This is a genomic window from Neisseria brasiliensis (assembly GCF_009671065.1).
GTDB classification, from domain to species: Bacteria; Pseudomonadota; Gammaproteobacteria; order Burkholderiales; family Neisseriaceae; genus Neisseria; species Neisseria brasiliensis.
In genome coordinates this window covers 616,209-642,988 of the sequence record NZ_CP046027.1, presented here as the reverse complement: position 1 = coordinate 642,988, position 26,780 = coordinate 616,209, and the positions used below count along the sequence as shown (strand labels likewise).

28 protein-coding genes are annotated in these 26,780 nt (G+C 49.2%); 20 read left to right on the top strand and 8 right to left on the bottom strand.

Annotation, left to right across the window (positions count from 1 at the left end; translation table 11 throughout):
• Positions 1-69: 69 nt before the first annotated feature.
• The 8 genes from GJV52_RS03255 to GJV52_RS03220 all read left to right on the top strand — a co-directional run bounded on the left by GJV52_RS03255 (position 70) and on the right by GJV52_RS03220 (position 7,033).
• Complete coding sequence (locus GJV52_RS03255) at positions 70-258, top strand: YgaP family membrane protein (protein WP_100562499.1); 189 nt, start codon at positions 70-72, stop codon at positions 256-258.
• A gap of 30 nt (positions 259-288) precedes the next feature.
• Positions 289-825: a rhodanese family protein gene (locus tag GJV52_RS03250; RefSeq protein ID WP_095503757.1), complete on the top strand. Its 537-nt coding sequence runs from the start codon at positions 289-291 to the stop codon at positions 823-825.
• 54 nt (positions 826-879) lie between these two features.
• A complete protein-coding gene (locus tag GJV52_RS03245) occupies positions 880-1,176 on the top strand; it encodes an ArsR/SmtB family transcription factor (protein WP_095503758.1) in 297 nt (98 codons plus the stop codon).
• A 104-nt stretch (positions 1,177-1,280) separates the two neighbouring features.
• Entirely contained in the window at positions 1,281-4,715 is a 3,435-nt protein-coding gene (gene dnaE / locus GJV52_RS03240) for a DNA polymerase III subunit alpha (protein ID WP_100562497.1), read from the top strand.
• A gap of 174 nt (positions 4,716-4,889) precedes the next feature.
• A complete protein-coding gene (locus tag GJV52_RS03235; protein WP_100562495.1) occupies positions 4,890-5,768 on the top strand; it encodes a transporter family protein in 879 nt (292 codons plus the stop codon).
• A gap of 40 nt (positions 5,769-5,808) precedes the next feature.
• Positions 5,809-6,312 carry a hypothetical protein gene (locus GJV52_RS03230; protein ID WP_095501598.1) on the top strand — a complete coding sequence of 168 codons (504 nt, stop codon included), beginning with the start codon at positions 5,809-5,811 and terminating at the stop codon, positions 6,310-6,312.
• A gap of 58 nt (positions 6,313-6,370) precedes the next feature.
• The gene (locus GJV52_RS03225; protein WP_154143217.1) at positions 6,371-6,649 is read left to right on the top strand and encodes a hypothetical protein; all 279 of its coding nucleotides are present in this window, start codon (positions 6,371-6,373) and stop codon (positions 6,647-6,649) included.
• A gap of 210 nt (positions 6,650-6,859) precedes the next feature.
• Positions 6,860-7,033 (top strand): hypothetical protein, encoded by a 174-nt coding sequence (locus GJV52_RS03220; protein ID WP_154143216.1) that lies wholly within the window; start codon positions 6,860-6,862, stop codon positions 7,031-7,033.
• 89 nt (positions 7,034-7,122) lie between these two features.
• Here the strand turns inward: GJV52_RS03220 and tnpA are convergent, their stop codons facing one another.
• Positions 7,123-7,539 (bottom strand): IS200/IS605 family transposase, encoded by a 417-nt coding sequence (gene tnpA, locus GJV52_RS03215; protein ID WP_095503171.1) that lies wholly within the window; start codon positions 7,537-7,539, stop codon positions 7,123-7,125.
• Positions 7,540-7,583: 44 nt separating this feature from the next.
• Here tnpA and GJV52_RS03210 point away from each other — a divergent pair, with 44 nt between their 5' ends.
• From GJV52_RS03210 to GJV52_RS03185, 6 genes are all read left to right on the top strand, one after another.
• The gene (locus GJV52_RS03210; RefSeq protein ID WP_095503172.1) at positions 7,584-8,726 is read left to right on the top strand and encodes an RNA-guided endonuclease InsQ/TnpB family protein; all 1,143 of its coding nucleotides are present in this window, start codon (positions 7,584-7,586) and stop codon (positions 8,724-8,726) included.
• A gap of 95 nt (positions 8,727-8,821) precedes the next feature.
• Positions 8,822-9,172 (top strand): hypothetical protein, encoded by a 351-nt coding sequence (locus GJV52_RS03205; protein ID WP_229439476.1) that lies wholly within the window; start codon positions 8,822-8,824, stop codon positions 9,170-9,172.
• A 166-nt stretch (positions 9,173-9,338) separates the two neighbouring features.
• Entirely contained in the window at positions 9,339-9,794 is a 456-nt protein-coding gene (locus GJV52_RS03200) for an RDD family protein (RefSeq protein WP_100563571.1), read from the top strand.
• Between the two features lie 145 nt (positions 9,795-9,939).
• Complete coding sequence (locus tag GJV52_RS03195; RefSeq protein ID WP_095501603.1) at positions 9,940-10,578, top strand: C39 family peptidase; 639 nt, start codon at positions 9,940-9,942, stop codon at positions 10,576-10,578.
• Between the two features lie 237 nt (positions 10,579-10,815).
• Positions 10,816-12,201 (top strand): GntP family permease, encoded by a 1,386-nt coding sequence (locus GJV52_RS03190; protein ID WP_100563570.1) that lies wholly within the window; start codon positions 10,816-10,818, stop codon positions 12,199-12,201.
• A 10-nt stretch (positions 12,202-12,211) separates the two neighbouring features.
• A complete protein-coding gene (locus tag GJV52_RS03185; protein ID WP_100563569.1) occupies positions 12,212-12,739 on the top strand; it encodes a gluconokinase, GntK/IdnK-type in 528 nt (175 codons plus the stop codon).
• Positions 12,740-12,831: 92 nt separating this feature from the next.
• On the opposite strand, the gene dtd is transcribed toward GJV52_RS03185, so the two are convergent.
• The 5 genes from dtd to GJV52_RS03160 form a co-directional block, all read right to left on the bottom strand.
• Entirely contained in the window at positions 12,832-13,293 is a 462-nt protein-coding gene (gene dtd / locus GJV52_RS03180; RefSeq protein ID WP_100563568.1) for a D-aminoacyl-tRNA deacylase, read from the bottom strand.
• Positions 13,294-13,453: 160 nt separating this feature from the next.
• On the bottom strand, positions 13,454-14,215 hold the full coding sequence (locus tag GJV52_RS03175; RefSeq protein WP_095501607.1) for a peptidyl-prolyl cis-trans isomerase: 762 nt from the start codon (positions 14,213-14,215) through the stop codon (positions 13,454-13,456).
• Positions 14,216-14,234: 19 nt separating this feature from the next.
• Entirely contained in the window at positions 14,235-15,107 is an 873-nt protein-coding gene (locus GJV52_RS03170) for a peptidylprolyl isomerase (protein WP_095501608.1), read from the bottom strand.
• A 23-nt stretch (positions 15,108-15,130) separates the two neighbouring features.
• The gene (locus GJV52_RS03165) at positions 15,131-15,400 is read right to left on the bottom strand and encodes a BolA family protein (RefSeq protein ID WP_095501609.1); all 270 of its coding nucleotides are present in this window, start codon (positions 15,398-15,400) and stop codon (positions 15,131-15,133) included.
• 2 nt (positions 15,401-15,402) lie between these two features.
• A complete protein-coding gene (locus GJV52_RS03160; RefSeq protein ID WP_095501610.1) occupies positions 15,403-15,696 on the bottom strand; it encodes a YciI family protein in 294 nt (97 codons plus the stop codon).
• A 504-nt stretch (positions 15,697-16,200) separates the two neighbouring features.
• On the opposite strand from GJV52_RS03160, the gene GJV52_RS03155 reads away from it, so the two are divergent.
• The 3 genes from GJV52_RS03155 to porB all read left to right on the top strand — a co-directional run bounded on the left by GJV52_RS03155 (position 16,201) and on the right by porB (position 20,965).
• Positions 16,201-18,552 (top strand): FimV/HubP family polar landmark protein, encoded by a 2,352-nt coding sequence (locus tag GJV52_RS03155; protein WP_100563567.1) that lies wholly within the window; start codon positions 16,201-16,203, stop codon positions 18,550-18,552.
• 104 nt (positions 18,553-18,656) lie between these two features.
• Positions 18,657-19,457: a tRNA pseudouridine(38-40) synthase TruA gene (gene truA, locus GJV52_RS03150; RefSeq protein WP_100563566.1), complete on the top strand. Its 801-nt coding sequence runs from the start codon at positions 18,657-18,659 to the stop codon at positions 19,455-19,457.
• A gap of 365 nt (positions 19,458-19,822) precedes the next feature.
• Positions 19,823-20,965, top strand: a complete 1,143-nt coding sequence (porB, locus tag GJV52_RS03145) for a trimeric porin PorB (protein ID WP_100563565.1) — start codon at positions 19,823-19,825, stop codon at positions 20,963-20,965.
• Positions 20,966-21,108: 143 nt separating this feature from the next.
• On the opposite strand, the gene fba is transcribed toward porB, so the two are convergent.
• Positions 21,109-22,173 carry a class II fructose-bisphosphate aldolase gene (gene fba, locus GJV52_RS03140; RefSeq protein WP_095501614.1) on the bottom strand — a complete coding sequence of 355 codons (1,065 nt, stop codon included), beginning with the start codon at positions 22,171-22,173 and terminating at the stop codon, positions 21,109-21,111.
• Between the two features lie 218 nt (positions 22,174-22,391).
• Here fba and GJV52_RS03135 point away from each other — a divergent pair, with 218 nt between their 5' ends.
• Together GJV52_RS03135 and xerC are read left to right on the top strand one after the other, a co-directional pair.
• Positions 22,392-22,820: an acyl-CoA thioesterase gene (locus GJV52_RS03135; RefSeq protein ID WP_095501615.1), complete on the top strand. Its 429-nt coding sequence runs from the start codon at positions 22,392-22,394 to the stop codon at positions 22,818-22,820.
• Positions 22,821-22,822: 2 nt separating this feature from the next.
• Complete coding sequence (xerC, locus tag GJV52_RS03130; RefSeq protein WP_100563564.1) at positions 22,823-23,725, top strand: tyrosine recombinase XerC; 903 nt, start codon at positions 22,823-22,825, stop codon at positions 23,723-23,725.
• A gap of 200 nt (positions 23,726-23,925) precedes the next feature.
• Here the strand turns inward: xerC and GJV52_RS03125 are convergent, their stop codons facing one another.
• Entirely contained in the window at positions 23,926-24,495 is a 570-nt protein-coding gene (locus GJV52_RS03125) for a hypothetical protein (protein ID WP_154212856.1), read from the bottom strand.
• Positions 24,496-24,676: 181 nt separating this feature from the next.
• Between GJV52_RS03125 and dxs the strand changes: the two genes are divergently transcribed.
• A complete protein-coding gene (gene dxs, locus GJV52_RS03120; protein ID WP_095501618.1) occupies positions 24,677-26,560 on the top strand; it encodes a 1-deoxy-D-xylulose-5-phosphate synthase in 1,884 nt (627 codons plus the stop codon).
• Positions 26,561-26,780: the final 220 nt, after the last annotated feature.

Here is a 26,780-nt window from a genome sequence, read left to right as displayed (position 1 = left end):
TGACAAGTGTCACTCATCATATTATATTTTTAATACATTTAAAAAACTTAATATAAAAAGGAGTAAAAGATGAAACGCAATGTCGGCGGTATTGATCGCGCTATCCGTATTATTGTGGGCTTGGCCTTAATCATCGCAGCAGCCACTGGTACCATCGGCTGGTGGGGTTGGCTGGGCGTGTTGGTGTTGGCCAGCGGTGTCTTCTCATTCTGCGGCTTGTACACGTTGCTCGGCGTGAATACTTGTCCGCGCAAATAGGCTGTTTGCCCGTCTGAAAAAGGTAAAGTCATGAACATTCAAACCCTTTCCGCACAAGAAGTGCGGCAGAAATTAGCTTCCGGCGCGACATTGATTGATGTGCGCAGCGCAGCCGAATATGCACGCGAACATATTGATGGCGCGGTGAATGTGCCGCTGGATAAACTGGCGGCACATAGTTTGCTCAACGCCGATGTATTAGTGTTCCATTGCCAATCCGGTATGCGCACGGCACAAAATGCGGCGGCATTGCAACAAGCCGCGCAGGGCAAAACTGCCTATATTTTGGAACGCGGCATACAGGGCTGGAAGGCAGGTGGGTTTGAGACCGTGATTAACCGCAGCCAGCCGCTGGATTTGATGCGTCAAGTGCAAATCGGTGCAGGCTTGCTGGCGTTGTTGGGCGCGTTGGGTGGCTGGTTGGTATCGCCGTGGCTGTATTTATTGTGCGGCATGGTTGGTGCAGGGCTGTTGTTGGCAGGCTTGACCGGATTTTGCGGCATGGCGCGTTTGCTGATGCTTATGCCGTGGAACCAAAGTTTGCGCCAACAGGCAAAATCAAGCTGATACGCTCGGCATTGTGATAAAATATGGCGCAATGTCTTTTATCTAAGCAACATCATGAATCTTGAAAATCCCCCTTACGCCGAAGCGGCCGACTTTTTAAAATTATTGGCCAATCCCAACCGCTTGGCCGTGTTGTGCAACCTGCACGCGCAACGCCGCAACGTCACCGAGCTGGCGCAAATCACTGGTTTGCCGCAAGCTGCGATGTCGAGCCAATTGGCCTTGCTGCGTGAAGCCGGTTTGGTTGCCTGCGAAGTGAACCACCGTGAACGCCTTTACTACATTGCCGATGAACGCGTGGGTAAAATGATTGAATTGCTGTATTCGTTTTACTGCGCCGAATCCGAATAATCGGTTCAACCCAAAGGCCGTCTGAAAATATGTTTCAGACGGCCTTTGATGTTTCAAACCCTGCTACAATATCGCTTTAGTGTGACTTTTTTACCTGATTTTCTATGACTCAACCAACCTACATCCCCTTGCGCCTGCATACCGAGTTTTCGATTACCGACGGTATGGTGCGGATTAAAAAGCTGGTGTCCAAAGCGGCGGAATACGGTTTGCCGGCGCTGGGCGTGAGCGATTTGATGAACCAATTCGGCTTGGTGAAATTCTACAAAGCCTGCCGTGGTGCGGGTATTAAGCCGATTGGCGGGGCGGATGTGTGGATTGAAAACCCTGATGCGCCGGAAAAGCCGTTTCGTGCGATGTTGATTATCCGCAACGATGCCGGCTATCTGCGTTTGAGCGAACTCTTGACCGCCGCCTATGTTGGCAAAGACCGCAATGTCGATCATGCCGAATTGCGCCAAAGCTGGCTGGCCGAAGGCGACAACAGCGGCCTGATTTGCTTATCGGGCGCGCATTACGGCGAAGTGGGTGTAAACCTGTTAAACGGCCACCCCGAAGCGGCCAAAGCAGCAGCGCAAAAATATGCGGCATGGTTCCCCAATGCGTTTTATCTGGAATTGCAACGCCTACCGGAGCGCCCTGAATGGGAAGCCGCCGTATCAGGCAGCGTGACCTTGGCGGAAGAACTTGATTTGCCGGTGGTAGCCACGCACCCGACCCAATTCATGAGCCGCGATGACTTTAATGCCCACGAAGCACGCGTGTGCGTGGCGGGCGGCTGGGTGTTGAGTGATAAAAAACGCCCGCGCGAATTTTCGCCAAGCCAATATTTCATCGACCCGCAGGAAATGGCGGCGCGTTTTGCCGATTTGCCCGAAGCGCTGGAAAACACGGTGGAAATTGCCAAGCGTTGCAACCTGCACATCACGTTGGGCAAAAACTTCCTGCCCGATTTCCCAACACCGGAAGGCATGACCTTAGACGACTATTTGCGCGTGTTGTCCAATGAAGGTTTGCAAGAGCGCATGGTGCAGCTTTATCCCGATGAAGCCGAGCGGGCAGAAAAAATGCCGGAATATCAGGCGCGTTTGGATTTTGAGTTGAATATCATCATTCAGATGGGCTTTCCGGGCTATTTCCTGATCGTACAAGACTTCATCAACTGGGCGAAAAACAACGGCTGTCCGGTGGGGCCGGGTCGTGGTTCGGGCGCAGGTTCGTTGGTGGCGTATTCCTTGAAGATTACCGACCTTGATCCGCTGAAATATGCCTTGCTGTTCGAGCGTTTCTTGAATCCTGAACGCGTCTCCATGCCTGACTTCGACGTCGATTTCTGCCAAGCCAACCGTGGCCGCGTGATCGAATACGTGCGCGCAAAATATGGTGCGGAAGCGGTGAGCCAGATTGTGACTTTCGGTACCATGTCGTCCAAAGCGGTGATTCGCGATGTGGGGCGGGTGTTGGAATTGCCGTTTATGCTGTGCGACCGCCTGTCGAAACTGATTCCGCTGGAAGCCAACAAGCCGTTGAGCTTGGATAAGGCGATGGAAGCCGAGCCACAGATCGGCGAACTGATTGCGGCAGAAGAAGCGCAAGAATTGATTGAGCTGGCGAAAAAGCTGGAAGACTTAACGCGCGGCTTGGGTATGCACGCGGGTGGTGTGTTGATTGCACCGGGCAAAATTTCCGATTTCAGCCCCGTGTATCAGGCCGACGAATCGGCCTCGCCCGTGTCGATGTACGACAAAGGCGACGTGGAAGACGTGGGCTTGGTGAAGTTTGACTTCTTGGGCTTGCGCAACTTGACCATCATCGAAATGGCGCAAAACAACATCAAAAACACCAGCGGCGATATTGTCGATGTCGGCACCATTCCGCTGGATGACCAAGCCGCCTATCAGATTTTCCGCGATGCCAACACCACGGCCGTGTTCCAGTTTGAATCGACCGGCATGAAAAAAATGCTGAAAACGGCGCACACGACCAAGTTTGAAGAGTTGATTGCCTTCGTGTCGCTCTACCGCCCGGGCCCGATGGACAACATTCCCGACTTCGTTGCGCGCATGAAAGGCGAGCCGTTTGAATACATTCACCCGATGCTGGCCGAAATTCTCGAGCCGACCTACGGCATTATGGTGTATCAAGAACAGGTGATGCAGGCGGCGCAGATTATCGGTGGCTACTCGCTTGGCGGTGCCGACTTGTTGCGTCGTGCGATGGGTAAGAAAAAGCCGGAAGAAATGGTCAAACACCGCGAGATTTTTGCCGAAGGTGCGGCCAAACAAGGCATCTCACGCGAAAAATCCGACCAGATTTTCAACTACATGGAAAAATTCGCCGGCTACGGTTTCAACAAATCGCACGCCGCCGCCTACGCGCTGATTTCGTATCAAACCGCTTGGCTCAAAGCGCATTATCCGGCTGAATTTATGGCCGCAACCATGTCGTCTGAATTGGACAATACCGACCAGCTCAAGCATTTTTATGACGACAGCCGCGCCAACGGTTTGACCTTCCTGCCGCCCGACATCAACGAATCGGACTACCGCTTCACGCCGTATCCCGACCGCAAAATCCGCTATGCCTTGGGCGCGATTAAAGGCACCGGCGAAGCGGCGGTAGAATCGATTATTGCCGCGCGGGAAGCGGGCGGCAAATTTACCGGTTTGCTTGATTTCTGCGAGCGTGTCGGCAAAGAACACATGAACCGCCGCACACTCGAAGCCTTAATCCGCGGCGGCGCGTTCGACAGCATTGACCCCAACCGTGCTATGTTGTTGGCCAACATTGATTTGGCGATGGGCAATGCCGACCAAAAAGCGGCCAATGCCAATCAGGGTGGCTTGTTCGACATGATGGACGATGCCATCGAGCCGGTAAAATTGGTTGATGTGCCGATGTGGAGCGAATCGGAAAAGCTCGCCGAAGAAAAAACCGTGATTGGCTTCTACCTTTCCGGCCACCCCTTCGGGCCGTATGCCGAAGAAGTGCGCCAAATCGCCCCGACCAAATTAGGCCGTCTGAAACCGCAAGACAGCGTGCGCGTGGCCGGTTTTGCCACCGCGGTGCGCACCATGATGGGCAAACGCGGCAAAATCGCCTTTGTGACCCTCGAAGACCAAAGCGGCCAAGTCGAAATCATGATCAGCGGCCAGACGCTGGAAAACAGCCAGCCGATTTTGAAAGCCGACCAAGTGCTGATTATTGAATCCAAAGTCAGTCGCGACGATTACGGCGGCGGCGAAGGCCTACGCATCATGGCCAACCAAGTCATGACCCTGCAAATGGCGCGTGAAAACTACGCCCGCAGCCTCAGCCTGCACCTGCGCCCCGAACACGACATCGTCAAGCTCGCCGCCACGCTTGCCGCCGCGCGCCTGCCCGACACGCCGCATATCCCGCTTTCCCTGTCATACAGTAATGACCAAGCTTCAGGCCGTCTGAAAATTTCTTCTAGATGGGGCGTAACCGCTAGTGCCGTATTGTTTGAGGAATTGGAAAAGCAGTTGGGTAACCGTGCCGTGAGTGTGAATTGGTAGATTCAACCGCCGAAAACGATTTGAAAACCCCATCAAGGCCGTCTGAAAATTTGATATTTCAGACGGCCTTTTTCATGCTTTCAAATATCAATAAAGAAACGAATAAAAATAACTTGCAAAAAAAAAAATAACTGATGGTAAAATTACTTCATTGGAGAAAATTTAGCTAAGATTATGAAAAATATATACTTTATTCCATTTTGCATATTTCCTTTAGCTGCCTATGCCGACCTGCCCTTAAGTATCGAAGAAATTCTGACCGATAAAGGCAAGCTGAAGCTGGAAGCGTCTGTAGGCTATGTTAACAGCGAAAGCCGTAACACCGAACTGGCCGCGCCCGTTTATATCCAAACCGGCAGCGCATCGTTTATCCCTGTACCCACTGAAATACGGGAAAGCGGCCGCAACAGCGATATGCTCATCGGCACCCTCGGTCTGCGCTATGGCTTGACCGGCAATACTGACCTTTACGGTAATGCCAGCTATATTTGGCAGGAGGAGCGTGGCTTTGACGGCGAGGCCGCCCAAAGCAGCAAAAGCCGAGACAGCAAGCTTTCCGACGTATCGCTCGGTATCAGCCACACCTTTTTGAAAGACGACAAAAATCCTGCCCTGATCGGCTTTATCGAAGGCACGGCCTACGAAAAATCGCGCGGCAAAGCATCATCAGGCAAATCATGGCTTATTGGTGCAACGACCTACAAAGCCATCGATCCCGTTGTGTTTTCCTTAACCGCTGCCTACCGCTTCAACGGCAGCAAAACCCTTTCAGACGGCCTCAAATACCAAGCCGGCAACTACTGGCTGGTTAACCCCAACATCGCCTTTGCCGCCAACGACCGCATCAGCTTAACCGGCGGCATCCAATGGCTGGGCAAACGGCCTGACCGTTTGGACGGCCAAAAAGAATCCGCCAGAAACACATCCACCTACGCCCAATTGGGCGCAGGCTACGGCTTTTCCAAAGCCACGTCGTTAAACGCCTCCGCACGTTTCAACATTTCGGGACAAAGCAGCTCTGAGTTGAAATTGGGCGTGCAGCATACGTTTTGACGGGGCATTTTTTAAACGCTGTAAACAAAGGAGTTGTAAAATGAAAAAGCAGATTTCAGCTTTGATGATTTTGTCTGTGATGGCTGCACCTGTAATGGCGCAGGAGGCAAATAAGCAGCCATTGAAATTGAACACAGATGATAAAGTGCAAACGTTATTGACTGAAAATCCGATGAAGTTTGAACATCAGGTTTTTGATGTGAAGCAAGATAAGCCTATGCAATTGGCTGAACTTTCTCAAAAAGAAATGAAGGAAACGGAGGGGGCTTTGGCTCCTTGGGTAGCTGGTGGTGCCATAGGCGGTATTGTAGGAGGGGCAGGATATGCTTGGGGAGCCTATAAAGGAAACTATAAATGGGATAATGCTAAGTTTGCTGGTAATGTAGGTACTGGTGCAGTAATTGGGGCTTCATTTGGTACTGCAGGAGCTATTGCTAGTGGAGGAGCAAAATTTATCCCAAGCCTTACAAATGCCGGCGCAAATGTATGGCGGGCTAATAGTGCCATTGCGAATAATGGTGCTAATCGTGTTTGGCGCAGATAATCTAACTTTTTAAAGAGGTGACGACATTGTTCGTCACCTCTTAATTAGGAATACAATGATGTCTGATTTATTGGCAGCCATTTTAGGCCATCTGTCTGCAAAATATAGTCAAAAGAAAATAAGTAGATTTGCATTATCTTTTGCTGCCGCAGTTTTTTTCTTTTGCGGATACTTCGTTTTGGATATATTTAATGCCGTAAAAAATGGCAATGATATTGGCTTTGAATTTTTCACTATGTTGATAAGAGATTTGGTTTTATTTTCTGCCGCATTATTCCTGATTTGTTATGTTTTTTTATGGTGTGCCGAAAAAGTAGAGAAACAGATAAAAAAATAGCAAATGTTTGAAGTGCAGGAAAACAAGCCGTTGCAGTTGGCGGAATTGTCGAAGCAGGAGATGAGGGAAACCGAGGGGGCTTGGGCACCCTTTGTGCTAGATGCATTAATTGGGGGTAATATTAGTGCATGGGGCAATCACGGCGTAAGCTACTATCGTACTGGACAACCTGCTTCTACCCGTAGTACACTAGCAGCTGTATGAGGAGGTATGGTGGGTGGTGGATATACTAATGCTATGCTGCGCGGTGCAGGTATTTCAACCAAAACTTTTGCTAAGGAAGCATGGAGGAATGGAAATGCAGTGCCTAATACTGTCATTCGTGCCAATGCGTTTGGATTAAATCAATCTTCCAGTGCGGCATTGGGCAAGCATAAAAGATAATTTATCAGGCTGCGCCGTAAAACTTCGCCGTTCACGGCGGAGATATAAGGCGCGGACTGCGTAGCAGTCCTAAAACCGTTGATATTCAGTTAATCAGGCGTTTTCTGCTGTTCAATATACTGCCGAATAATCGTAATCGGCGCACCACCACAGCTACCTGCAAAATAAGACGGCGACCACAACGCACCGCCCCATAATTTTTGTTTGATGCTTGGATAATTTTTCTGTCTAATCATGCGGCTAGATACACCTTTCAAGCTGTTCACCAGTTTTGAAATAGACACTTTGGGCGGATAGTTCACAAGTAAATGAACATGGTCATCTTCGCCGTCAAATTCCACCAGTTGCGCTTCAAAATCGGTGCAGACGCTCTCAAAAATACCGCGCATATCGTCCAAAATTTCTTTTGTGAACACTTTTCGGCGATATTTTGCGACAAATACCAAATGTACATGAAGATTAAAAACAACGTGCCGACCACGTCTTAAATCAGTTTCTTTTTCCATAGACCAAGTGTAAAATTGCTAAAAATTCCATTATCCATGAAATCATGTTAATACTCAAAACATTCAAATTTGAACTGATGCCAAACGGCGAGCAAATCCGCAAAATGAAACAATTTTGCGGTTGTTCGCGTTTCGTATTCAATCGTGCTTTGGCGTATCAAAACGAACAATATCAACAAGATAATTCGTTCAAATTTAGCTACACCAAAATCGCAAATTTGCTGCCTGAATGGAAACGAGAATTAGACTGGCTAAAAGACTGCCACAGCCAAGTTTTGCAGCAAAGTTTGAAAGACTTGGAAAGCGCATTCAAAAACTTCTTTGCCAAACGCGCAGATTTCCCCAAATTCAAACGCAAAGGCGAAAAAGACAGTTTCCGCTTTCCGCAAGGCTGTAAATTGGAGCAGCAAAATAATCGTATCTATTTGCCCAAAATCGGTTGGGTGCGCTATCGCAACAGCCGACACGTTTCAGGCAGCCTGAAAAACGTAACCGTATCGCAAAAATGCGGTAAATGGTTTGTATCTATGCAAACCGAAACCGAGCAGGAAATCGCGCAGCCAAACGGTGGCGAAACTGGGATTGATATGGGTGTTGCCAAATTTGCAACATTGTCCAATGGTCAGTTTTTTGAGCCAATCAACGCATTCAAAACGTTGAAAGGCAAACTAGCAAAACTGCAAAAACAGTTCAAACACAAAACCAAATTCAGCAAAAACTGGCAGAAACTGAAAGCAAAAATCAGCCGTTTGCACCACAAAATCAGCAATATCCGTAAAAACTACCTGCACCAAATCAGCAGCGCAATCAGCCAAAACCACGCGATTGTGTATGTGGAAGATTTGCAGGTGGCGAATATGTCCAAATCCGCTAAAGGCAACGCCGTGCAGCATGGAAAAAACGTTGCTGCCAAATCAAGCTTAAACCGTGCGATTTTAGACCAGTCTTGGTTTGAGTTTCGCCGTCAGTTGGACTATAAGCTGTTGTGGCGCGGTGGGCATTTGGTGGCTGTTCCGCCACAAAATACCAGTCGTTGTTGCCCAGCTTGCGGACATACTGCCAAAGATAACCGTCAAACACAGGCAAACTTTGAATGTGTGCAATGTGGCTATCAAAACAATGCGGATATTGTGGGTGCAATCAATGTGTTAAAGCGCGGTCAAGAGATTTTGGCAGCGCAAAAGTAAAATGAAGTTTCAGGGCAGGACGTGCCCGTAGCGTCTGTGAAGTGAACCGTGCAGTAAGGCGGTCAGCAGCAGAAACCCACCGAAGCGATTTGTGAATGGCTCAATGCCGTTCACAAATCGCCGTAGGAATTCCCTCCCTTCAGGGAGGGAAGGACGTCAAGGAAGATAACCTTCTTATTTATTTATTATCAGGGATATTTGGTAGTGAGTTAGCCAAATATATTACTGAAAATAACCGAACGATAAAAGTTCCACCTATCTTGCTGTATGCCGTATGTTTTTCATTGGTCTACAGTATAGCTGTTGGTTTTTCGGCTATCGTATACTTATTAAAAGGATATGAGATTGCATGGAAAGGTATCGGTATTTTTAGTATGTCGGTCAGTTTTGTTATCAGTATTTGTATCTATTTTCTAGATAAGATTAGGGGTAGTAAAAGAGAATAATCTAAGGTTGTCATGTTAACTATAGCAAGCGTAGCAACTGTATTTTTGCCTGACGGGGTTAAAAATACAGTTGCTACGTCCGCTTAATGACAATATCCCTACCGCCCCGCCCGATTTTCAGATTCGGGGTTACGCTGTTTGAAGAATTATTAAGGAAAGGAAAGTGATGAACTATGCCGGTTTTTGGCTGCGCTGTGCGGCCAATTTGATTGATTGGCTTATTCTTATGCCCGTCATTCTGTTTGCGCTGTATCTGATTTACGGGGCGGAGTATTTTACCTATGTTCCCCAAGACGGCAGCCTGTTTTATTCACACGGTTTTGCCGATGTGTTTTTCAATTATGTTTTCCCCTTTTTATGTACGCTGTTTTTTTGGCTGAAATTCTCCGCCACGCCGGGTAAGATGTTGTTGGGCTTGAAAGTGGTGGGTGCGCAGACAGGGAAAAACATCGATTTTCGACAGTCGCTTATCCGCTATATCGGTTATATTGTGGCTATGATTCCGCTATTCTTGGGCTATTTTTGGGTTGCTTTCGACAAGCGCAAGCAGGGCTGGCACGACAAGATGGCGGGGACGGTAGTGGTGCGCGTAGGTAAGGTTGGCCGCCAAAAGGCGGAGTAACCGTACCTGCGTGTTCTAATCATTTGCGGTTTTTGTTGGGTTTGCACCCTGACTTACCTGCTGCCCTGCAATAGCTTGTATTCGGAAAAGGCCGTCTGAAAACATTGTTTGATTTTTCAGACGGCCTTTGTCAAAGGAAAATATTATGAAGCACTGTCTTTTAATCTGTTTATGCCTGCTGCCGTCCATTACCCATGCCGCGCTGCCGCACGATAATCCTTTGGCCTACGGCAAAATCAAGGTGCAGAGTTGGAAGACAAAACGTGATTTCAATATTGTGAAGCAGGATTTGGATTATTCTTGCGGCGCGGCTTCGGTGGCGACGCTGCTGAATAATTTCTACGGGCAGAAGCTGACGGAAGAAGAAGTGCTCGACAAAATGGACAAAACGCGCGAACGGGCTTCGTTTGAAGATATGCAGCGGATTCTGCCGGATTTCGGTTTTGAGGCGAAGGGTTATGCGCTGTCGTTCGAGCAGTTGGCGGCTTTGAAAATTCCGGTGATTGTGTATTTGAAATACCGTAAAGACGACCATTTTTCGGTGTTGCGCGGTATATCTAAGGATACGGTTTTGCTGGCCGACCCGTCGTTGGGGCATATTTCGATGGGTAAAGCGCAGTTTCTTGATGCATGGCAGACGCGGGAGGGAGATTTGTCGGGGAAGATTTTGGCTGTGTTGCCTAAGGGCATGGACATTCAAAGTAATGCTGCGTTTTTTACGCGGCAGCCGAAGCGGCAGACTGAGTTTGCGGTAACGCAAGTGAAAAGCCGCAGGGCAGATTAAATCAGGCCATATCAGGAAAAGGCCGTCTGAAAATGTAGTTTTTCAGACGGCCTTTTTCTTTTTGATTTACGTCATGAAATCAGTATTCAGTTGAAAAATTTCATTTTAATAAATATAACCTTATTGAAACAGAATATTTTGATCTCGGCATGGTTGCATGATTTGTGCTAAATTTATGGTGAAATTTTGCTGAAAATTTTCTTATCTGTTTACATTTTATCAATTGAAAGGTGACAAATGGACGGTTGGACTCAAACCCTCAGCGCGGGGACGCTGTTGGGGATTGCGGCAGCGGCGATTGCGCTGATTTTGGTCATGATTGTGAAATTCCGCATTCATGCTTTGGTAACGCTGGTGTTGGTCAGCTTGCTGACGGCAATTGCCACCGGCTTGCCAATGGGCAATATCGTCAATGACGTGTTGGTGAAAAACTTCGGCGGCACGCTCGGCGGCGTGGCCTTGTTGGTCGGCTTGGGCGCGATGCTCGGCCGTTTGGTGGAAACATCGGGCGGCGCGCAATCATTGGCCGATGCCCTGATCCGTATGTTCGGCGAGAAACGCGCCCCATTTGCCTTGGGCGTGGCTTCGCTGATTTTCGGTTTCCCGATTTTCTTTGATGCCGGCTTGATGGTGATGCTGCCGATTGTATTTGCCACCGCACGCCGTATGAAAGCGACTGTGTTGCCGTATGCGATGGCGTCGATTGGTGCATTTTCGGTGATGCACGTTTTTCTGCCGCCGCATCCGGGGCCGATTGCCGCTTCTGAATTTTATGGCGCCAACATCGGTCATGTGCTGCTGATTGGTTTGCCGATTGCGGTGATTACTTGGTATTTCAGTGGTTATTTGTGGGGTCAGATTTTAGGCCGTAAATTTAATGTGCCGGTGCCGGATTTCCTGAGTGGCGGTGCACAAGACAACGATACGCCGAAAGAGCCTGCTAAAGCGTCAACCATTATCGGCATTATGCTGATTCCGATGCTGCTGATTTTCTTGAATACCGGTTTGGCTACTTTAATCAGTGAAAAAGTGGTCAGCGTCGATGAAACTTGGGTACAAGCATTGCGCATGATTGGTTCGACACCAATTGCCCTTTTGATTTCCGTATTAGTAGCTTTGTATGTGTTGGGTCGCAAACGCGGTGAGAAAGCCACGGCTTTGGAAAAAACCATCGACGGCGCGTTGGGTCCGGTGTGTTCGGTGATTCTGATTACTGGCGCGGGCGGTATGTTTGGCGGCGTATTGCGTGCCTCCGGCATCGGTAAAGCGCTGGCCGACAGTATGGCCGATTTGGGTATTCCGGTGTTGCTCGGTTGCTTCTTGGTGGCTTTGGCATTGCGTATCGCGCAAGGTTCTGCTACGGTGGCCTTAACCACTGCCGCAGCCTTGATGGCGCCTGCGGTGATGGCGGCCGGTTTCAGCGATTGGCAATTGGCTTGCGTGGTATTGGCCACGGCAGCCGGTTCGGTGGGGTGCAGCCACTTTAACGATTCTGGTTTCTGGCTGGTTGGTCGCTTGTTGAATATGGACGTACCGACTACCCTGAAAACATGGACAGTCAACCAAACCCTGATTGCCCTGATTGGTTTTGCCTTGTCGGCATTGGCCTTTGCCATTGTTTAAGGAGAACAACATGACTGTACATTTTGTAATGATGGGCGTATGCGGCTGCGGTAAAACCACAGCAGCCTTGTCGCTGCAGAAAACCTTGGGCGAATGCGCCTATGCCGAAGGCGACGAATTTCACACCCAAGCCAACCGCGACAAAATGGGCGCTGGCATTCCGTTAACCGATGAAGACCGCTATCCGTGGCTGGGCAACCTGCGTGATTGGATGACAGAGCAGGCGCAAGCCGATGCGGTGTATTCGATTGTGACCTGTTCTGCGTTGAAAAAACAATACCGCGATATTTTGCGCGGTGCAGAAGGCAAAGTGGCCTTTATCCACCTAACCCCACCGCAAGCAGTGAACCTCGAGCGTATGATGTCGCGTAAAGGGCACTACATGAAGGCTGATATGCTGGATTCGCAATTGGAAATTCTGGAAGAGCTTGAAGCCGACGAATACGGCGTGAAAATCGATAATCCGGGTTCGCCGGATGCGGTAGAAGCCGATATCATCGCTTGGGTGAAAGCAGAAGGCTTGTTGCCGAACGTGTAATTCATCAATGCAAAGTCTCAGGCCGTCTGAAACATCGTGTTTCAGACGGCCTTTTTTATCGATTCATTTTATAGATTCATTAGAGCAACAGATTAAAACAGCTTTTGCGAATCCAACAGCAGCGTCACCGGCCCGTCATTGCACAGCGTCACCTGCATGTGTGTTTGAAAGCGGCCGGTTTCTACGGTCAAACCGTGTTCACGCAGATATTTTGCAGTAAGTTGATACAAAGCATCGGCTTGGGCAGCAGGGGCAGCATGCGAGAAAGAAGGGTGGCGGCCGCTGCGGGCATCGGCATATAAAGTAAATTGCGACACCAATAAAACCGAGCCGCCGACATCTTTAAGCGACAAATTCAGCTTGCCATTTTCGTCTTCAAAAATACGCAGATTGGCGGCTTTATCGGCAATGTAGCGGGCATCGGCTTCGGTGTCGTCGTGGGTCACGCCCAGTAAAATCATGAAGCCGTTGTCGATTTTGCCGCTGGTGTCGCGGCGGTTGTTTTCAACAATATCGACTTGGACACGGGTTACTTTTTGAATCACTGCGCGCATGATGTTCCTTTGTAAAGTTTTAGGGCCGTCTGAAAGCCAGTATGGGATAATCTTTTAATAAGTGCGAAAAACGCATCATAAAAGATAAAAAGAGTGTTGAATAGAAAAAGGCCGTCTGAAAAACTGAATTTCAGACGGCCTTTTTCAATGCCTTAATGCATCATTGTTGGTTGATGCCGTTGGCTTTCAGCAAGTCGTCAATCTGACGGCGTACTTTTTGCTGCTTAGCCTGTTGCGCCAATTGGTTGCGCACCAATTCAAACGGTTGCGCCTCAGGATTGCGCTCGACTGCGCTGAGTTTAAACAGATAAAACTGATCTTGTAGTTTCACCGGCTGATGCGTCACATCACCACGGCTCATCGGCTCAACAATTTCAGCCATGTACGGCGGCAATTGTTGCGGCATGATGAATTCGTTGAACGCTTGTTCCGGATTCGGATAACGCTTCATCAAATCATCAAACGACAAGCCTTTACGCAGCAATTCCAGTGCAGCGTGGGCTTCTTGCTCGCTCTTGAAGCTCACTTGCTGCAATTTAATCATGCGCGTTTGCTGATCGTAGATTTTATACAAATCGTTGTCGTCAACAGTGGTGTTGCGTTCCAAATATTGCGCGTATTGCGTGGCGTAAAACTGGGCTTCCATGGTTTGGAATTGGTTTTGCACTTCGGGGTCTTTATCCAATCCGACCTTGATAGCCTCGTTTTTCAACACTTCAAACGTTTGCAACTGACGCACCACATCCTTGCGGATGGCCGCGCCATCCGGCTTGGATGTTTGGTTGGGATGTTGGTCGGCCTGACGCAACACTTCTTTCACCATGCTGTCGATGCGTGCGGCAGGGATTTCCGGTGCTTTGGCAATTGCCAATCCGGCCACCGCTGCGGCCACAATGCCGGCAACCGCCGTTTGATACTTCATCGTTTACTCCGTTGCTGAATTATTTGGCCGGTTTGATGTCGGCTTTTTGCAGCAGCGATTGCACTGAAGCATCAATGCGGGCAGCTTGCAAATCGCGGCCGATGTCGTTTTTAGCCTGATCGTAAGTTGGCAGGGTGATGTTGCGGCGGTCGTTTACATAGAATACGCCGTAAAGATTGCCGTTTTGCAATGGCTTGGCAGTCACACCGCCTTTTTTCAGGTCTTTTACTGCGTCATACAAAGGTGGCGCAGATTGTTGCAAGTCTTTCAGCGGTACATACGCATTCGGAATGCTACCGCTTTGTTTGGCTTGCGGATCAATCGAGTATTGTTTCACTACGCTGCTGAAGCTTTTCTTAGCTTTCAAATCGGCGATGGCTTTTTCGGCATCGGCGCTGTTGTTGGTCACGATTTCGCCCAATTGCACTTCTTGCGTGCCTTTGTAGAATTTGCTGAAGTCGTCGTAAGCGGCTTTAACGTCTTTTTCCTGCACCGGATTTTGTTTGGCCACATGGGCGGCATAGGCTTGGCCTAACAATTCGCCTTCAAATACGGCCCATTCAGTTTTGAAGTTGGCTTTTTTGGCTGCGCCGCTTTTATTGGCCGCATCACGCGCTTGTTGCAAGGCTTGTTTGTATTCCGCGCTTTGGTCTAATTTCAAGCGTTTCGCTTCTTGGCCGACCACGGTGGAAATCACTTGGCGTTCGGTCAGGTTGCGGCGCAGAGCAGGGGTATCTTGCACTTGTTTGTTTTCAGCGCGAATCGCTTTCACTTGCGCATCAATCACGCTGCTGTCGATGGCTTGGCCGTTTACGGTCACTAAGGTTTGCGCCAACAGGTTGCCTGAGGCAAGGGCGAACAATACGGCCGAAGCAAAATAGGTTTTTTTCATAAGTTTCTCAATTTGTTGTTAAATCAGTTGAAATATTCATCAGGGGTAGCCGCTTTGATGCTCAAGGCATGAATCAGGCCGTCTGAAAATAAATCGTTTAATAAGGTTTTAACCATGCGCTGGCGGTTGAGACGACTGACATCGTGAAAGGCTTCGCTCACAATTAATATTGCATAATGCCCACCGCCTTTGTTGCCCGCGTGGCCGATGTGGAGATGGCTTTCGTCTTCAAACTCAAAAAGCTGGTAATCCAAGCTTTTCAGACGGCCTTCAATTTCTGTCTGCATATCCATGATTACAGGCCGAACACCGGTTTAAACGGTTTGATTAAAATTTCTTCATACACGCCGGCATCGACATAAGGATCTTTTTCTGCCCATTCCTGCGCCGCATCCAGCGATTCGAATTGCGCAATAATCAGGCTGCCGGAAACGCGTTCCGGATTATCCGGCAAAGGATTTGGGCCGGCGGTCAGCAAGCGGCCTTCGGATTTTAAGGCTTCCAAACGTTGCAAATGGTCAGGGCGCGCCGCCATGCGGGCTTCGTGTACGTCGTCGCCATCAGTGGCCAATAACATGAAATATTGCATAAATGTATCCTTTTGATGAATCGGTGTCGGCAAAACCCGATACCGCAGATTAGGCTTCAGACGGCATAAGAGAAAAGGCCGTCTGAAAGTATTTATCTTATCACAGCTCAAGCGCTTGTATGAAGATTCTCATTTTATTATTCTTAAGTAAGATAGCAATCAATTTTAATGAATAGCTATCGTTCATCATACAAACCTGCTTAGGCTTTTGCATCTTTTTCGTTATTGCTCGCATGCGGCTTTGCATTCGGATGCACGGTATTTGCACATTTTAAAGATTCAAGCATTTCAGACGGCCTGTTAGCTAATTAAGCAGGTGATTATTCCAATGTATTTGCAAAAAGGAAACGATAGTCGCTATAAAGTTGCAATTTTCCTGTCAATTTTTAACTTAATTTATCAGATGACTTGGCAGACAGGTACTTTAGAATATATCATCACGAGATACACAGTTTAAGCACGGATTATGCAGACGCGCTGCCATTTCAAACAGGGGATTAAGTTTTGAAAAACCACCATAAAATTAAATTAATCGTCGCTTCCGTGGCATTGATGACGTCATTTAGTGCCATGGCCGGATTGGGCGGGTTAAATGTTCATTCACATCTGGGCGAACCTTTCTCAGGCACCATCACCGTCACCGGAGATGAGGCTAAAGCCTTGCTCAACGGTGGTAAAGCTTCGATTTCCAACGGTAATCTGCGCGCCAGCATCCGCAAAAGCGGCGGCGACAAAGCCGTGGTTAATATCCGCTCGTCTAAGCCGATTCAAGATCCCGTATTGATTTTTCAGGTCAGCGTCGGCTCACAATCGCGCGAATACACCGCCATCATCGATCCGACAGGCTACAATTCTAAAACCGACAGCGCTGCCACCCGTGTACACAAAAACAATCAAGTTAACCGAGTAGAAGCTGCCCCGGCCGCTACGTCGGTTGACCGCCAAGCTGCCCGCGAACGCATTAATCGGGCCATTGGCAGCAATAATACACCGGCCGCCCGCAACGACAAGCCGGTACGCCGTGCTGCCAATGACACCAAAGCTGCCAAACCAAAACCACAACAACAATACAGCGGTATCGTTTACGGCAAACGCCACTTGGTACGTCAAGGCGAAACCTTAACCGGTATTGCCAGTCGTGTTCGTCCGCAAGGTATGACCTTGGCGCAAACAGTTCAAGCTTTGGTAAACGCCAACCCGGATGTATTCATTAATAATGATGCCGACCGCATGTTGGCCGGTAAAATATTGAGCATTCCGAATCGTGGTGAATTCCAAAACTATGCCAACCAAGCAGATCCAGCGGCCAAGCCGGTAGAAAACCAACCGGCAACTGCGACGCCAACCGAAGCGCCGGCAGAAACACCTGCGGCAACTACCACTACGCCAGCCACTACTGCCGAACCAACGGTACCAGCTGCCGATCAAGCTGCTTCTCAAGCAGAGCCTGCTGTAGCGGCTGCTTCTCAAGCGGTTGACAATGCAGCTGCTATCGCTGCATCAGAGCCGGCCGTAGCCTCAGAAGCCAGCGCAGTAGAGCCTGTTGCTCCGGCAGTAACCGAACCTGCCTCACCACAAGAAGAAGTCACCGACTCCAGCGATAACAGCTTATGGCGCTGGTTGTTGTTGGGAGGTGCAGCATTAATCGCTTTGTTCTTCTTGTCTAAATTATTGGGTAAACGCAAAGCCGAGCCTGCAGCAGAATCTGTGCAGCCGGTAGCCAAAGAAGAAACATTTACCCCTGAAGCCTACACGACCGCATACAAACCATTGCCTGAATCAGAGCAACCTGTTTCCAATGCGGCCAAAACCGCAGCGACTGTAGCCGGTGTCAGTGCAGCAGCCACAGCAGCGGCCGCCTATGTAGCTAAGAAACCGGATGACGAATTAGAAGTAGAAGACGATTTCGGCGACGATATCTTCTTTACTGAAGTGCAAGAAGCGCCGGTTGCCAAACAAGGTGATGTCGATGTGGACTTAAATACCATCGATACTGCTCAAGCTGCGATTGTATCCGGTGCAGTGACGCTTGATGAAGAAACCGAAAAACGCCGCAACGCCGATTGGGACAGCATCGAATCCACCGAAAGCGTTTACGAGCCAGAGCCTGAAAATCTGTATGCTTCCGCTGAAGCTGTTGTGATTGAAGAGCCTGCTGCGCCGGTTGCCGATGCTTTCGTCACAGAGCAGCCGTCTGAACGCGAATCTTGGGATTTTGAAGTAGAAGAAGCCAAGACTGAAGTTAAAGAAAAAGAATGGGATTTCTTTGCTGAAGATGCTAAGGTTGAAACCGAATCAACCGATAGTAACTTGGCTACCGTAGGTACCGCTGCTTTGGTTGCGGCCGGTGCGGCTGCAGGTGCAAAAGCGCTGGCAACGGAAGCTGATAAAGCTGATGATGAAGCACCTTTGGAATTCGTTCAGCCAGAAGTAGAGCCGGAGCCGGTGATTGATGCCACTTTTGAGCCAAGCCCTGAGTTGCGTGATGAAGCTGTCGAAATAGAAATGGCGGCCGAGCCTGAGTTATTTGATATTCAGCAAGCCGAAGCCTTGTCATTCCAAGATGCGGAAGAGTTTAATGTTGAAGTAGCGCAAGTGGCTGATGCTGATGAAGCCATCGAATGGGACAGCATTTCTTTGGCCGATACCGCCGACAGCAGCCGTCGTGAATCAGGCTTTATTTCAGAATCTGTTGGCATGACCGCACCATTGGAAGCCAAATACGAATTGGCGAAAATGTATGTCGAAATCGGCGACCCTGAAGCAGCTCGCGAAACCTTGCAAGAATTGCTGGAAGAGTCGGATGGCGCCATTTTAGCTAAAGCGAAAGCCATGCTGGAAGAATTGAACGCTTAAACGTGCACCAAAGTGTTAAATATAAAAAAGATGCTGTTTTTCAGACGGCATCTTTTTTCTTTATATAGAATATATAACCCACCAATCCAATCATCACATTCACTATGCTAGAAAATCCCAATAAGCAACGATGGGCATTAACCTTATCTTATGATGGCAGCCGCTTTTATGGCTGGCAAAAGCAGACAGGTGATGTGCCGACGGTTCAGATGGCCTTAGAACACGCCATTAGCCTGATTGCCGGTGAACCCATTTCCGTGATTGTTGCCGGGCGTACTGATACAGGCGTACATGCGACCGCGCAAGTCGTGCATTTTGATACCAGCGCACATCGGCCGCCGCAAGCATGGATAAGAGGCGTAAACGCCCATTTACCGCAGGGTGTCGCCGTATGGCATGCACAACAAGTAGCACCGCATTTTCATGCCCGCTTTGATGCCTATGGCCGACATTACCGCTATCTGTTGCAATCCGCCCCTGTTCGCTCGCCCTTGCTGGTCGGCAAGGTGGGGTGGACGCATTTGGATTTGGATATCGAATTAATGCAGCAGGCAGCGAAATTATTGGAAGGTGAAAAAGACTTTTCCAGCTTTCGCGCTTCCATGTGTCAGGCAAAATCTCCCATTAAAACACTGTATCGCGCCAATATTAGCGGCACACCCGAATTGCTCAAACTAGATTTACACGGCAATGCCTTCTTGCACCATATGGTGCGCAATATTATGGGCGCATTGGTCTATGTTGGTAATAAGAAACTCAGCGTTGACGATTTTGCCCGGTTAATTGAAGAAAAAAGCCGTCTGAAAGCCCCACCCACCTTTATGCCTGATGGGCTGTATTTAACCGGTGTTGATTATCCGGATGAATTTAAGATTATCAAAGCAGATATGCCGGTTTGGTTGTAAACATGAATTTCAGACGGCCTAATGATGTGATGGATGATTGATAAAAACAGTAAAGAAATGGCTTGTACGAGTAGAGCTGAAATCGTCTAAATCTTGCCTAAAAAGTAGGTGTTGTAAAAAAAGCACAATTGCTGAAATTTAATTTAGTCATTGATTGAAAAGGATTTTGTTTGTGAGTTTAGGTGTTTTTTTTAAGGGGACAGCAAAGCGCAGAAGGCGGGGCTAAGCGATAAAGTTTGTTTTTTTAAGAGAGAGCAATTATAGTAAGAGCCATGGAATCGCTGATTCCAGCGGTAAATGTAAGGCCTAAGCGGATTTATCCGGTCTGCTTAAGTTATTTTTCATGATAGAAAAGGAATACAGCAATGAAAAAATCTCTGATTGCTCTGACTTTGGCAGCTTTGCCTGTTGCAGCTATGGCTGATGTGACTTTGTACGGTCAAATCAAAGCAGGTGTTGAAGTTGGTCAAACCAAATTCAAAACTCCTGAAGGTACTCAAAAAGACCATACTACTAGCGAAATCGCTGACTTCGGTTCACGCATCGGTTTCAAAGGCCACGAGCACTTGGCTGACAATCTGAACGCCATCTGGCAGTTGGAACAAGAAGCTTCTGTCGCCGGTAACAAATCAGGCTGGGGTACTCGTGAATCATTCATCGGTTTGGAAGGTGGCTTCGGTAAAATCCGTGCCGGTAAATTGGATTCTTCTGTGAAAAACACCAGCGATGCAATCGACCCTTGGGAATACAGCAACCCAGCTTTGGGCTTGGGCATGTTTACCCGTGTTGACGAGCGTGCCGTATCTGTACGTTACGACACTCCGGTATTCGGCGGTTTCAGTGCAAACGTTCAATACACCCCACGTGACAACGGTGCTGCTGTTCGTGGTATTAACCCTACTGTTGGAATTGGTCCTACCAATCCAACTAATGGTCGTGATGCTGCTGCTGGTGATACTTCTACCTACTACGCTGGCCTGAACTATGAAAATGCCGGCTTCTTCGGTCAATATGCTTACGGTTACAAACACGCTGCTTACGTAGCACGTAAGTCTGGCGAAAGCAAATCAGGTCAAATCCACCGTGCGGTAGTGGGCTACGATGCCAACAACCTGTTGGCCGCTGTGGCTTACCAATACACCAATGGTTGGGATAGCAAAGACAGCTACATGGCTGCTTTGCGTGGTGATGGAGAACGAACTGATGATGAAATTGCTAGAGACATTTCAGTTGGCCTGAAACAACACGAAGCTGCTGCGACTGTTGGCTACCGCTTCGGCAACGTGACTCCACGTATTTCTTACGCTCACGGTTTCAAAGCTAAAGGCGCTGAATTGACTCAAGACCAGCGTAAAGCTACTGAATACAACCAAGTAATCGTTGGTGCTGACTACGACTTCTCTAAACGCACTAGCGCGTTGGTATCTGCAGGTTGGTTGAATGCCGGTAAAGGCAACTACAAAACCGAAACTACTGCCGGTATGGTTGGTCTGCGTCACAAATTCTAATCTAAATCGATTAGTCTAAAATAAAAGAGTCTGCTTCGGCAGGCTCTTTTTTATTGTTGGTAAGCTGAATGTATTTGTGTGTGCTCTCAATAGATAAAAGGCCGTCTGAAATATTTCAGACGGCCTATCAGCATATTAACGCATTATTTAATAATTTGGTTCAATTCGCCTTTGGCGTATTTTTCTGCCATTTTTTCCAAAGAAATCGGCTTGATTTTGTCGGCTTGGCCTTCGCAGCCGAATGCCAAGTAGCGGTCAATGCAGACTTGTTTCATGGCTTCAACGGTTTTGGCCAAGTATTTGCGTGGGTCAAATTCGGCTGGATTTTCGGCCATAAAGCGACGGATTGCGCCGGTTGAGGCTAGGCGCAAGTCGGTGTCGATGTTGACTTTGCGCACGCCGTATTTAATGCCTTGCACAATTTCTTCAACCGGTACGCCATAGGTTTCGCCGATGTTGCCGCCATGCTCGTTGATGACTTTCAGCCACTCTTGCGGTACAGAGCTTGAGCCGTGCATCACGATGTGGGTGTTGGGCAGGGCTTCGTGGATTTCTTTAATGCGGTCGATGCGCAATACGTCGCCGGTTGGCGGGCGGGTGAATTTGTATGCGCCGTGGCTGGTACCGACTGCAATCGCTAAAGCATCCACGCCGGTGTCGCGCACAAAGTTCACCGCATCTTCCACGCTGGTGAGCATTTGGTCGTGGGTCAGTTTGCCGACTGCGCCTACGCCGTCTTCTTCACCGGCTTCACCGGTTTCCAAGTTGCCCAATACGCCGATTTCGCCTTCAACCGATACGCCGCAAGCGTGGGCGAAGTTAACAACGGTGCGGGTGACGTCAACGTTGTATTCGTAAGTAGAAGGTGTTTTGCCGTCTTCCATCAATGAGCCGTCCATCATCACAGATGAGAAGCCCAATTGAATCGAGCGTTGGCAAACATCAGGCGATGCGCCGTGATCTTGGTGCATCACCACCGGAATATGTGGAAATTCTTCAACGGCGGCTAAAATCAAATGACGTAAAAAAGGTGCGCCGGCATATTTGCGCGCACCTGCACTGGCTTGCACGATGACCGGTGCATTCACTTGGTCGGCAGCTTCCATGATGGCGCGCATTTGTTCGAGGTTGTTGACGTTGAACGCAGGCAGGCCGTAGCTGTTTTCTGCTGCATGGTCCAGCAATTGGCGCATGGATACAAGAGCCATAAGAATCTCCTAAAGGTAGTGTGGGAATAAACGATAGCCAAATTATAATCGCTTTTTCCTTAAAAGACTACATAAGGCTACATGCATTTCATATATTAATAACATTCGTTTGAGATGAATTTGGCTTCATGCAAACCATCGGTAAATATTTGCGATTAGCGTAAGATAGTAGATAATAATGGTTCGATAAAGGCCGTCTGAAAAGACAAAGGAACCCTATGCCACGAATCATTGTAGCCACACCCGATGATATTTTGTTTACTACGCAGATGACTGTGCAAATCGGCGACATCAATTACGGCCGGCATTTGGCCAATGATGCTGTGCTTCGGCTTTGCCATGAAGCGCGTATGCGCTGGCTGAAGCAGCAGGGCTGGAGCGAGTTGGACGTGGGCGGTGCGGGGTTGATTATGGCCGATGCCGCGGTGCAGTATTTGGCGCAGGCGCATCATGGCGATGATTTTCGCATCGACATGGGCGCGGCGGATGTGGGTAAAAGTGGCTTTGCGTTGCTTTATCACTTGATTCGTGAGTCGGACAAAAAATCAATCGCCCGCGTGCAAACCGGCATGGTGTGTTTTGATTACGCCGCGCAACGCATCTGCCGCTTGCCTGAATCGCTAAAAGCAGCATTGGAGGCCGTCTGAATATGAAACAGGCGCAATTTTTCGCGCAGCAAGATGCCTATTTGGCGGATTTGCAGCAGCAAGGCAAGTCGGCGCATACGCTTACTGCCTATCGGCGCGATTTGGCGCAATTGCATGATTTGCTGGCAGCACGGCAGTCTGAAAACGGAGACATTACCCGTGCAGATATGGTGGCGGTATTAAAAAAATTGTCGCAGCAAAATTTGGGTGAACGCAGCTTGGCGCGTAAATTATCAGTTTGGCGGCAATATTGTGCGTGGCTGATGAAGCATGGTTTATTGGAAAAAGACCCGACCCACAATCTAAAAGCCCCTAAGCCGCCGCAACGCCTGCCCAAAGCCTTGCAGCAGGAGCCACTCAATCACTGGCTGGATAACGATGACGACGATTCCGATTTGGCCGTGCGTGACCGTGCGGTGTTTGAGTTACTCTACGGCAGCGGCCTGCGTTTGAGTGAAGTGCATGATTTGAATCTGGCCGATGTGTTGCTGGATGAAGGTTGGGTGAGCGTAACGGGTAAGGGCAACAAGCAGCGCCAAGTGCCGCTGGTGCAGAAAAGCCGTGAAGCGATTGCGGCTTATCTGCCTGTGCGTGTTGCGGTTGATGGCGAAACGGCGTTGTTTACCGGTAAAAACGGCAAACGCTTGGGGCAACGGCAGATTCAGAAGCGTTTGGCGCAATGGGCAGCCAAGCAGGTCAGCGGCCAACATTTGTCGCCGCACATGCTGCGTCACAGTTATGCCAGTCATTTGTTGCAAGCTTCGCGCGACATTCGGGCGGTGCAGGAATTGTTGGGACACAGCAATCTTTCCACCACGCAGATTTATACCAAGCTCGATTTTGACCATTTGGCGCAAGTGTATGATGAAGCGCATCCGCGTGCCAAACGGAAAACTGAAAAATAAAAGCAAAGGCCGTCTGAAAATGTGTTTCAGACGGCCTGAGACCTTTGCAAAATCCCTATCTTTGGCACATTTCTTCGTTGTGCGCTGCTCGAAAGCTTGCCTATCTTCATGATATGTCTGCGCTTTCTGTGCTGCTACAACTTTGAACTGTACTCAAATCTAGGGTTTTGCAAAGGTCTCGGCATTTGAGTCATTGGCAATTATTTGGCAGGCATGCAACCCTGTGCCAACAAGTGATCGACGATGCCTTCTTCACCGGCACCTTCAACCTTTTCATGGCGCACGAGAAAGCCGTCGCTTTCCTGATAAAAATCGGTTTGCACGAAATTACTGATGGTCCACGTTAATTCGCCATTGCTGAATGCGCTTAAATCTTCGTCGCTCAATTCAGGGCTGTAAGGTGCGCTGATGTTTACGCCTTGATGGCGGATTTGGGCAGTGGCGCCGGCATCGCTTTGATAATAGCGCACATCGATTTTTTGATTTTCTTCGCAAGTGTAGCTCTGCCATTTGGCTTGGCTTTGCACGCTTAACTCACCGCCCAAGTGTGGCGCCGGTGCAGAAGCGCTGATATCCGAGGCAGCCACATTCGAAGCGGCGACATCAGAAGCGGCGGAAGCCATTGAAGCGGCGGTGATTTCGGTGTATTCCACCGTTGACGCGGCCTTTGGTGTCGATGTCGCCGCCGGCGTGTTGGTCGGCTCGGAAGGCGAACAGGCTGCCAACGCCAGCAGCAGCGGCAGAGAGTAGAAAAATTTCATTGCTGACATATCAAACACTTATTCGGTAAACGTTGCCGACAGTCTAGCATGAAGCGGCAAAACTTTCACGACACAGGGGAAAAAGCGGCCGTTTTCCCTTTTTCCGACGGCCTGTAAAATTAGACTGATAAATCAGCTAAAGTCTTGCTATAATTCTTCATTACACCAATAAGTCACCCCAAAACACACCATGAGCCATACCCCATTATTAGACCTCATCGAACAGCCGCAACAATTGCGCGCGCTGGATAAAGACCAGTTGCCGCAAGTGGCCGACGAATTGCGTACTTTTTTGCTGGAATCGGTTGTCAGAACCGGTGGCCATTTCGCCAGCAATTTGGGGGCAGTCGAATTAACAGTTGCGCTGCATTATGTGTATCACACGCCCGATGACAAGCTGGTGTGGGATGTCGGCCATCAAAGCTATCCGCACAAAATCCTGACCGGCCGCCGAAACCGCATGCACACCATCCGCCAATACGGTGGCTTGGCCGGTTTCCCTAAGCGCAGCGAATCCGAATACGATACTTTCGGCGTGGGGCATTCATCGACTTCCATCGGCGCGGCACTCGGCATGGCGATTGCCGACAAGCTGCAAGGTTTGCCCAATCGCAGCGTAGCGATTATCGGTGACGGCGCGATGACGGCAGGTCAGGCGTTTGAAGCCTTAAACTGCGCCGGCGATATGGACGTGGATTTGCTGGTGATTCTCAACGACAATGAAATGTCGATTTCGCCGAATGTCGGCGCGTTGCCGAAATATTTGGCCAGCAACGTGGTGCGCGATATGCACGGTTTGCTCTCGACCATTAAGGCGCAATCAAGCAAGGTTTTAGACAAATTACCCGGCGCGATGGAAATTGCGCAAAAAGTCGAACACAAAATCAAAAGCATGGCCAGCGAAGCCGACCATGTAAAGCAGTCGCTTTCTTTATTTGAAAACTTCGGTTTTGAATATACGGGGCCGGTGGACGGTCATGACGTGGAAAAATTGGTGGACGTATTGCAGGATTTGCGCGGCAAAAAAGGCCCGCAATTGCTGCACGTGATTACCAAAAAAGGCAACGGCTACAAGCTGGCGGAAAACGATCCGGTGAAATACCACGCCGTATCTGCCAAGCCGCAAGCGCAAGTTACCGAAGCGAAACCGGCCGCCGCCAAGCCGACCTATACCGAAATTTTCGGTCAATGGATTTGCGACCAAGCAGCGGCCGATCAGCGTTTGGTGGCGATTACCCCGGCCATGCGCGAAGGCAGCGGCTTGGTGGAATTTGAGCAGCGTTTCCCTGAGCGTTATTTTGATGTCGGCATTGCAGAGCAGCACGCCGTGACCTTTGCCGGCGGCTTGGCTTGCGAAGGGGTGAAGCCGGTGGTGGCGATTTACTCTACTTTCCTGCAACGCGCTTACGACCAATTGGTGCACGATGTTGCCCTACAAAATCTGCCGGTGATGTTTGCCATCGACCGCGCCGGTGTGGTGGGCGCCGACGGGCCAACCCATGCCGGTTTGTATGATTTGAGCTTCTTGCGCTGCATTCCGAATATGGTGATTGCCGCGCCGAGCGATGAAAACGAATGCCGCTTGCTGCTCTCAACCTGTTATGCGTTGGATGCGCCGACCGCCGTGCGTTATCCGCGTGGCAGCGGTTGCGGTGCCGCCGTTTCAGACGGCCTTGAAACGGTGCCGGTAGGTAAAGGCGTGTTGCGCCGCGAAGGCAAACAAACCGCCATTATTGCTTTCGGCAGCATGGTGCAGCCTGCCTTAAAAGCTGCCGAAGCATTCGATGCCAGCGTGGCGGACATGCGCTTTGTGAAGCCGATTGACGAAGCCTTGATTCTTGGGTTGGCACAATCGCACGATTATTTGGTAACCGTAGAAGAAAACGCCGAACAAGGCGGTGCGGGCAGTCTGGTGCTGGAAGTATTGGCGAAACACAAAATCTGCAAGCCTGTGCTGGTGTTGGGCGTGGCCGATATGGTGACCGAACACGGTGATCCGGCCAAGCTGCTTGACGATTTGGGCTTGAGTGCCGTCGCGATGGAAAAGCGCATAGGCGAATGGTTGGCAGCATAATTTGCTGATCAGGAATAGTGTATAGTCGTTTCAAAATAGAAATAAGACAAGGCGACAGCGACCGCCGTGTACACTGAGTACATAAGGGAGCTGGCAACGCCGTATTATTTTTATTTTAAACGACTATATGAAAAAGGCCGTCTGAAAGATGATTTTTCAGACGGCCTTTTTGTATGTGATGATTGTATATAAGTTTCGCATAAGCTTTTTTAAATCAGTA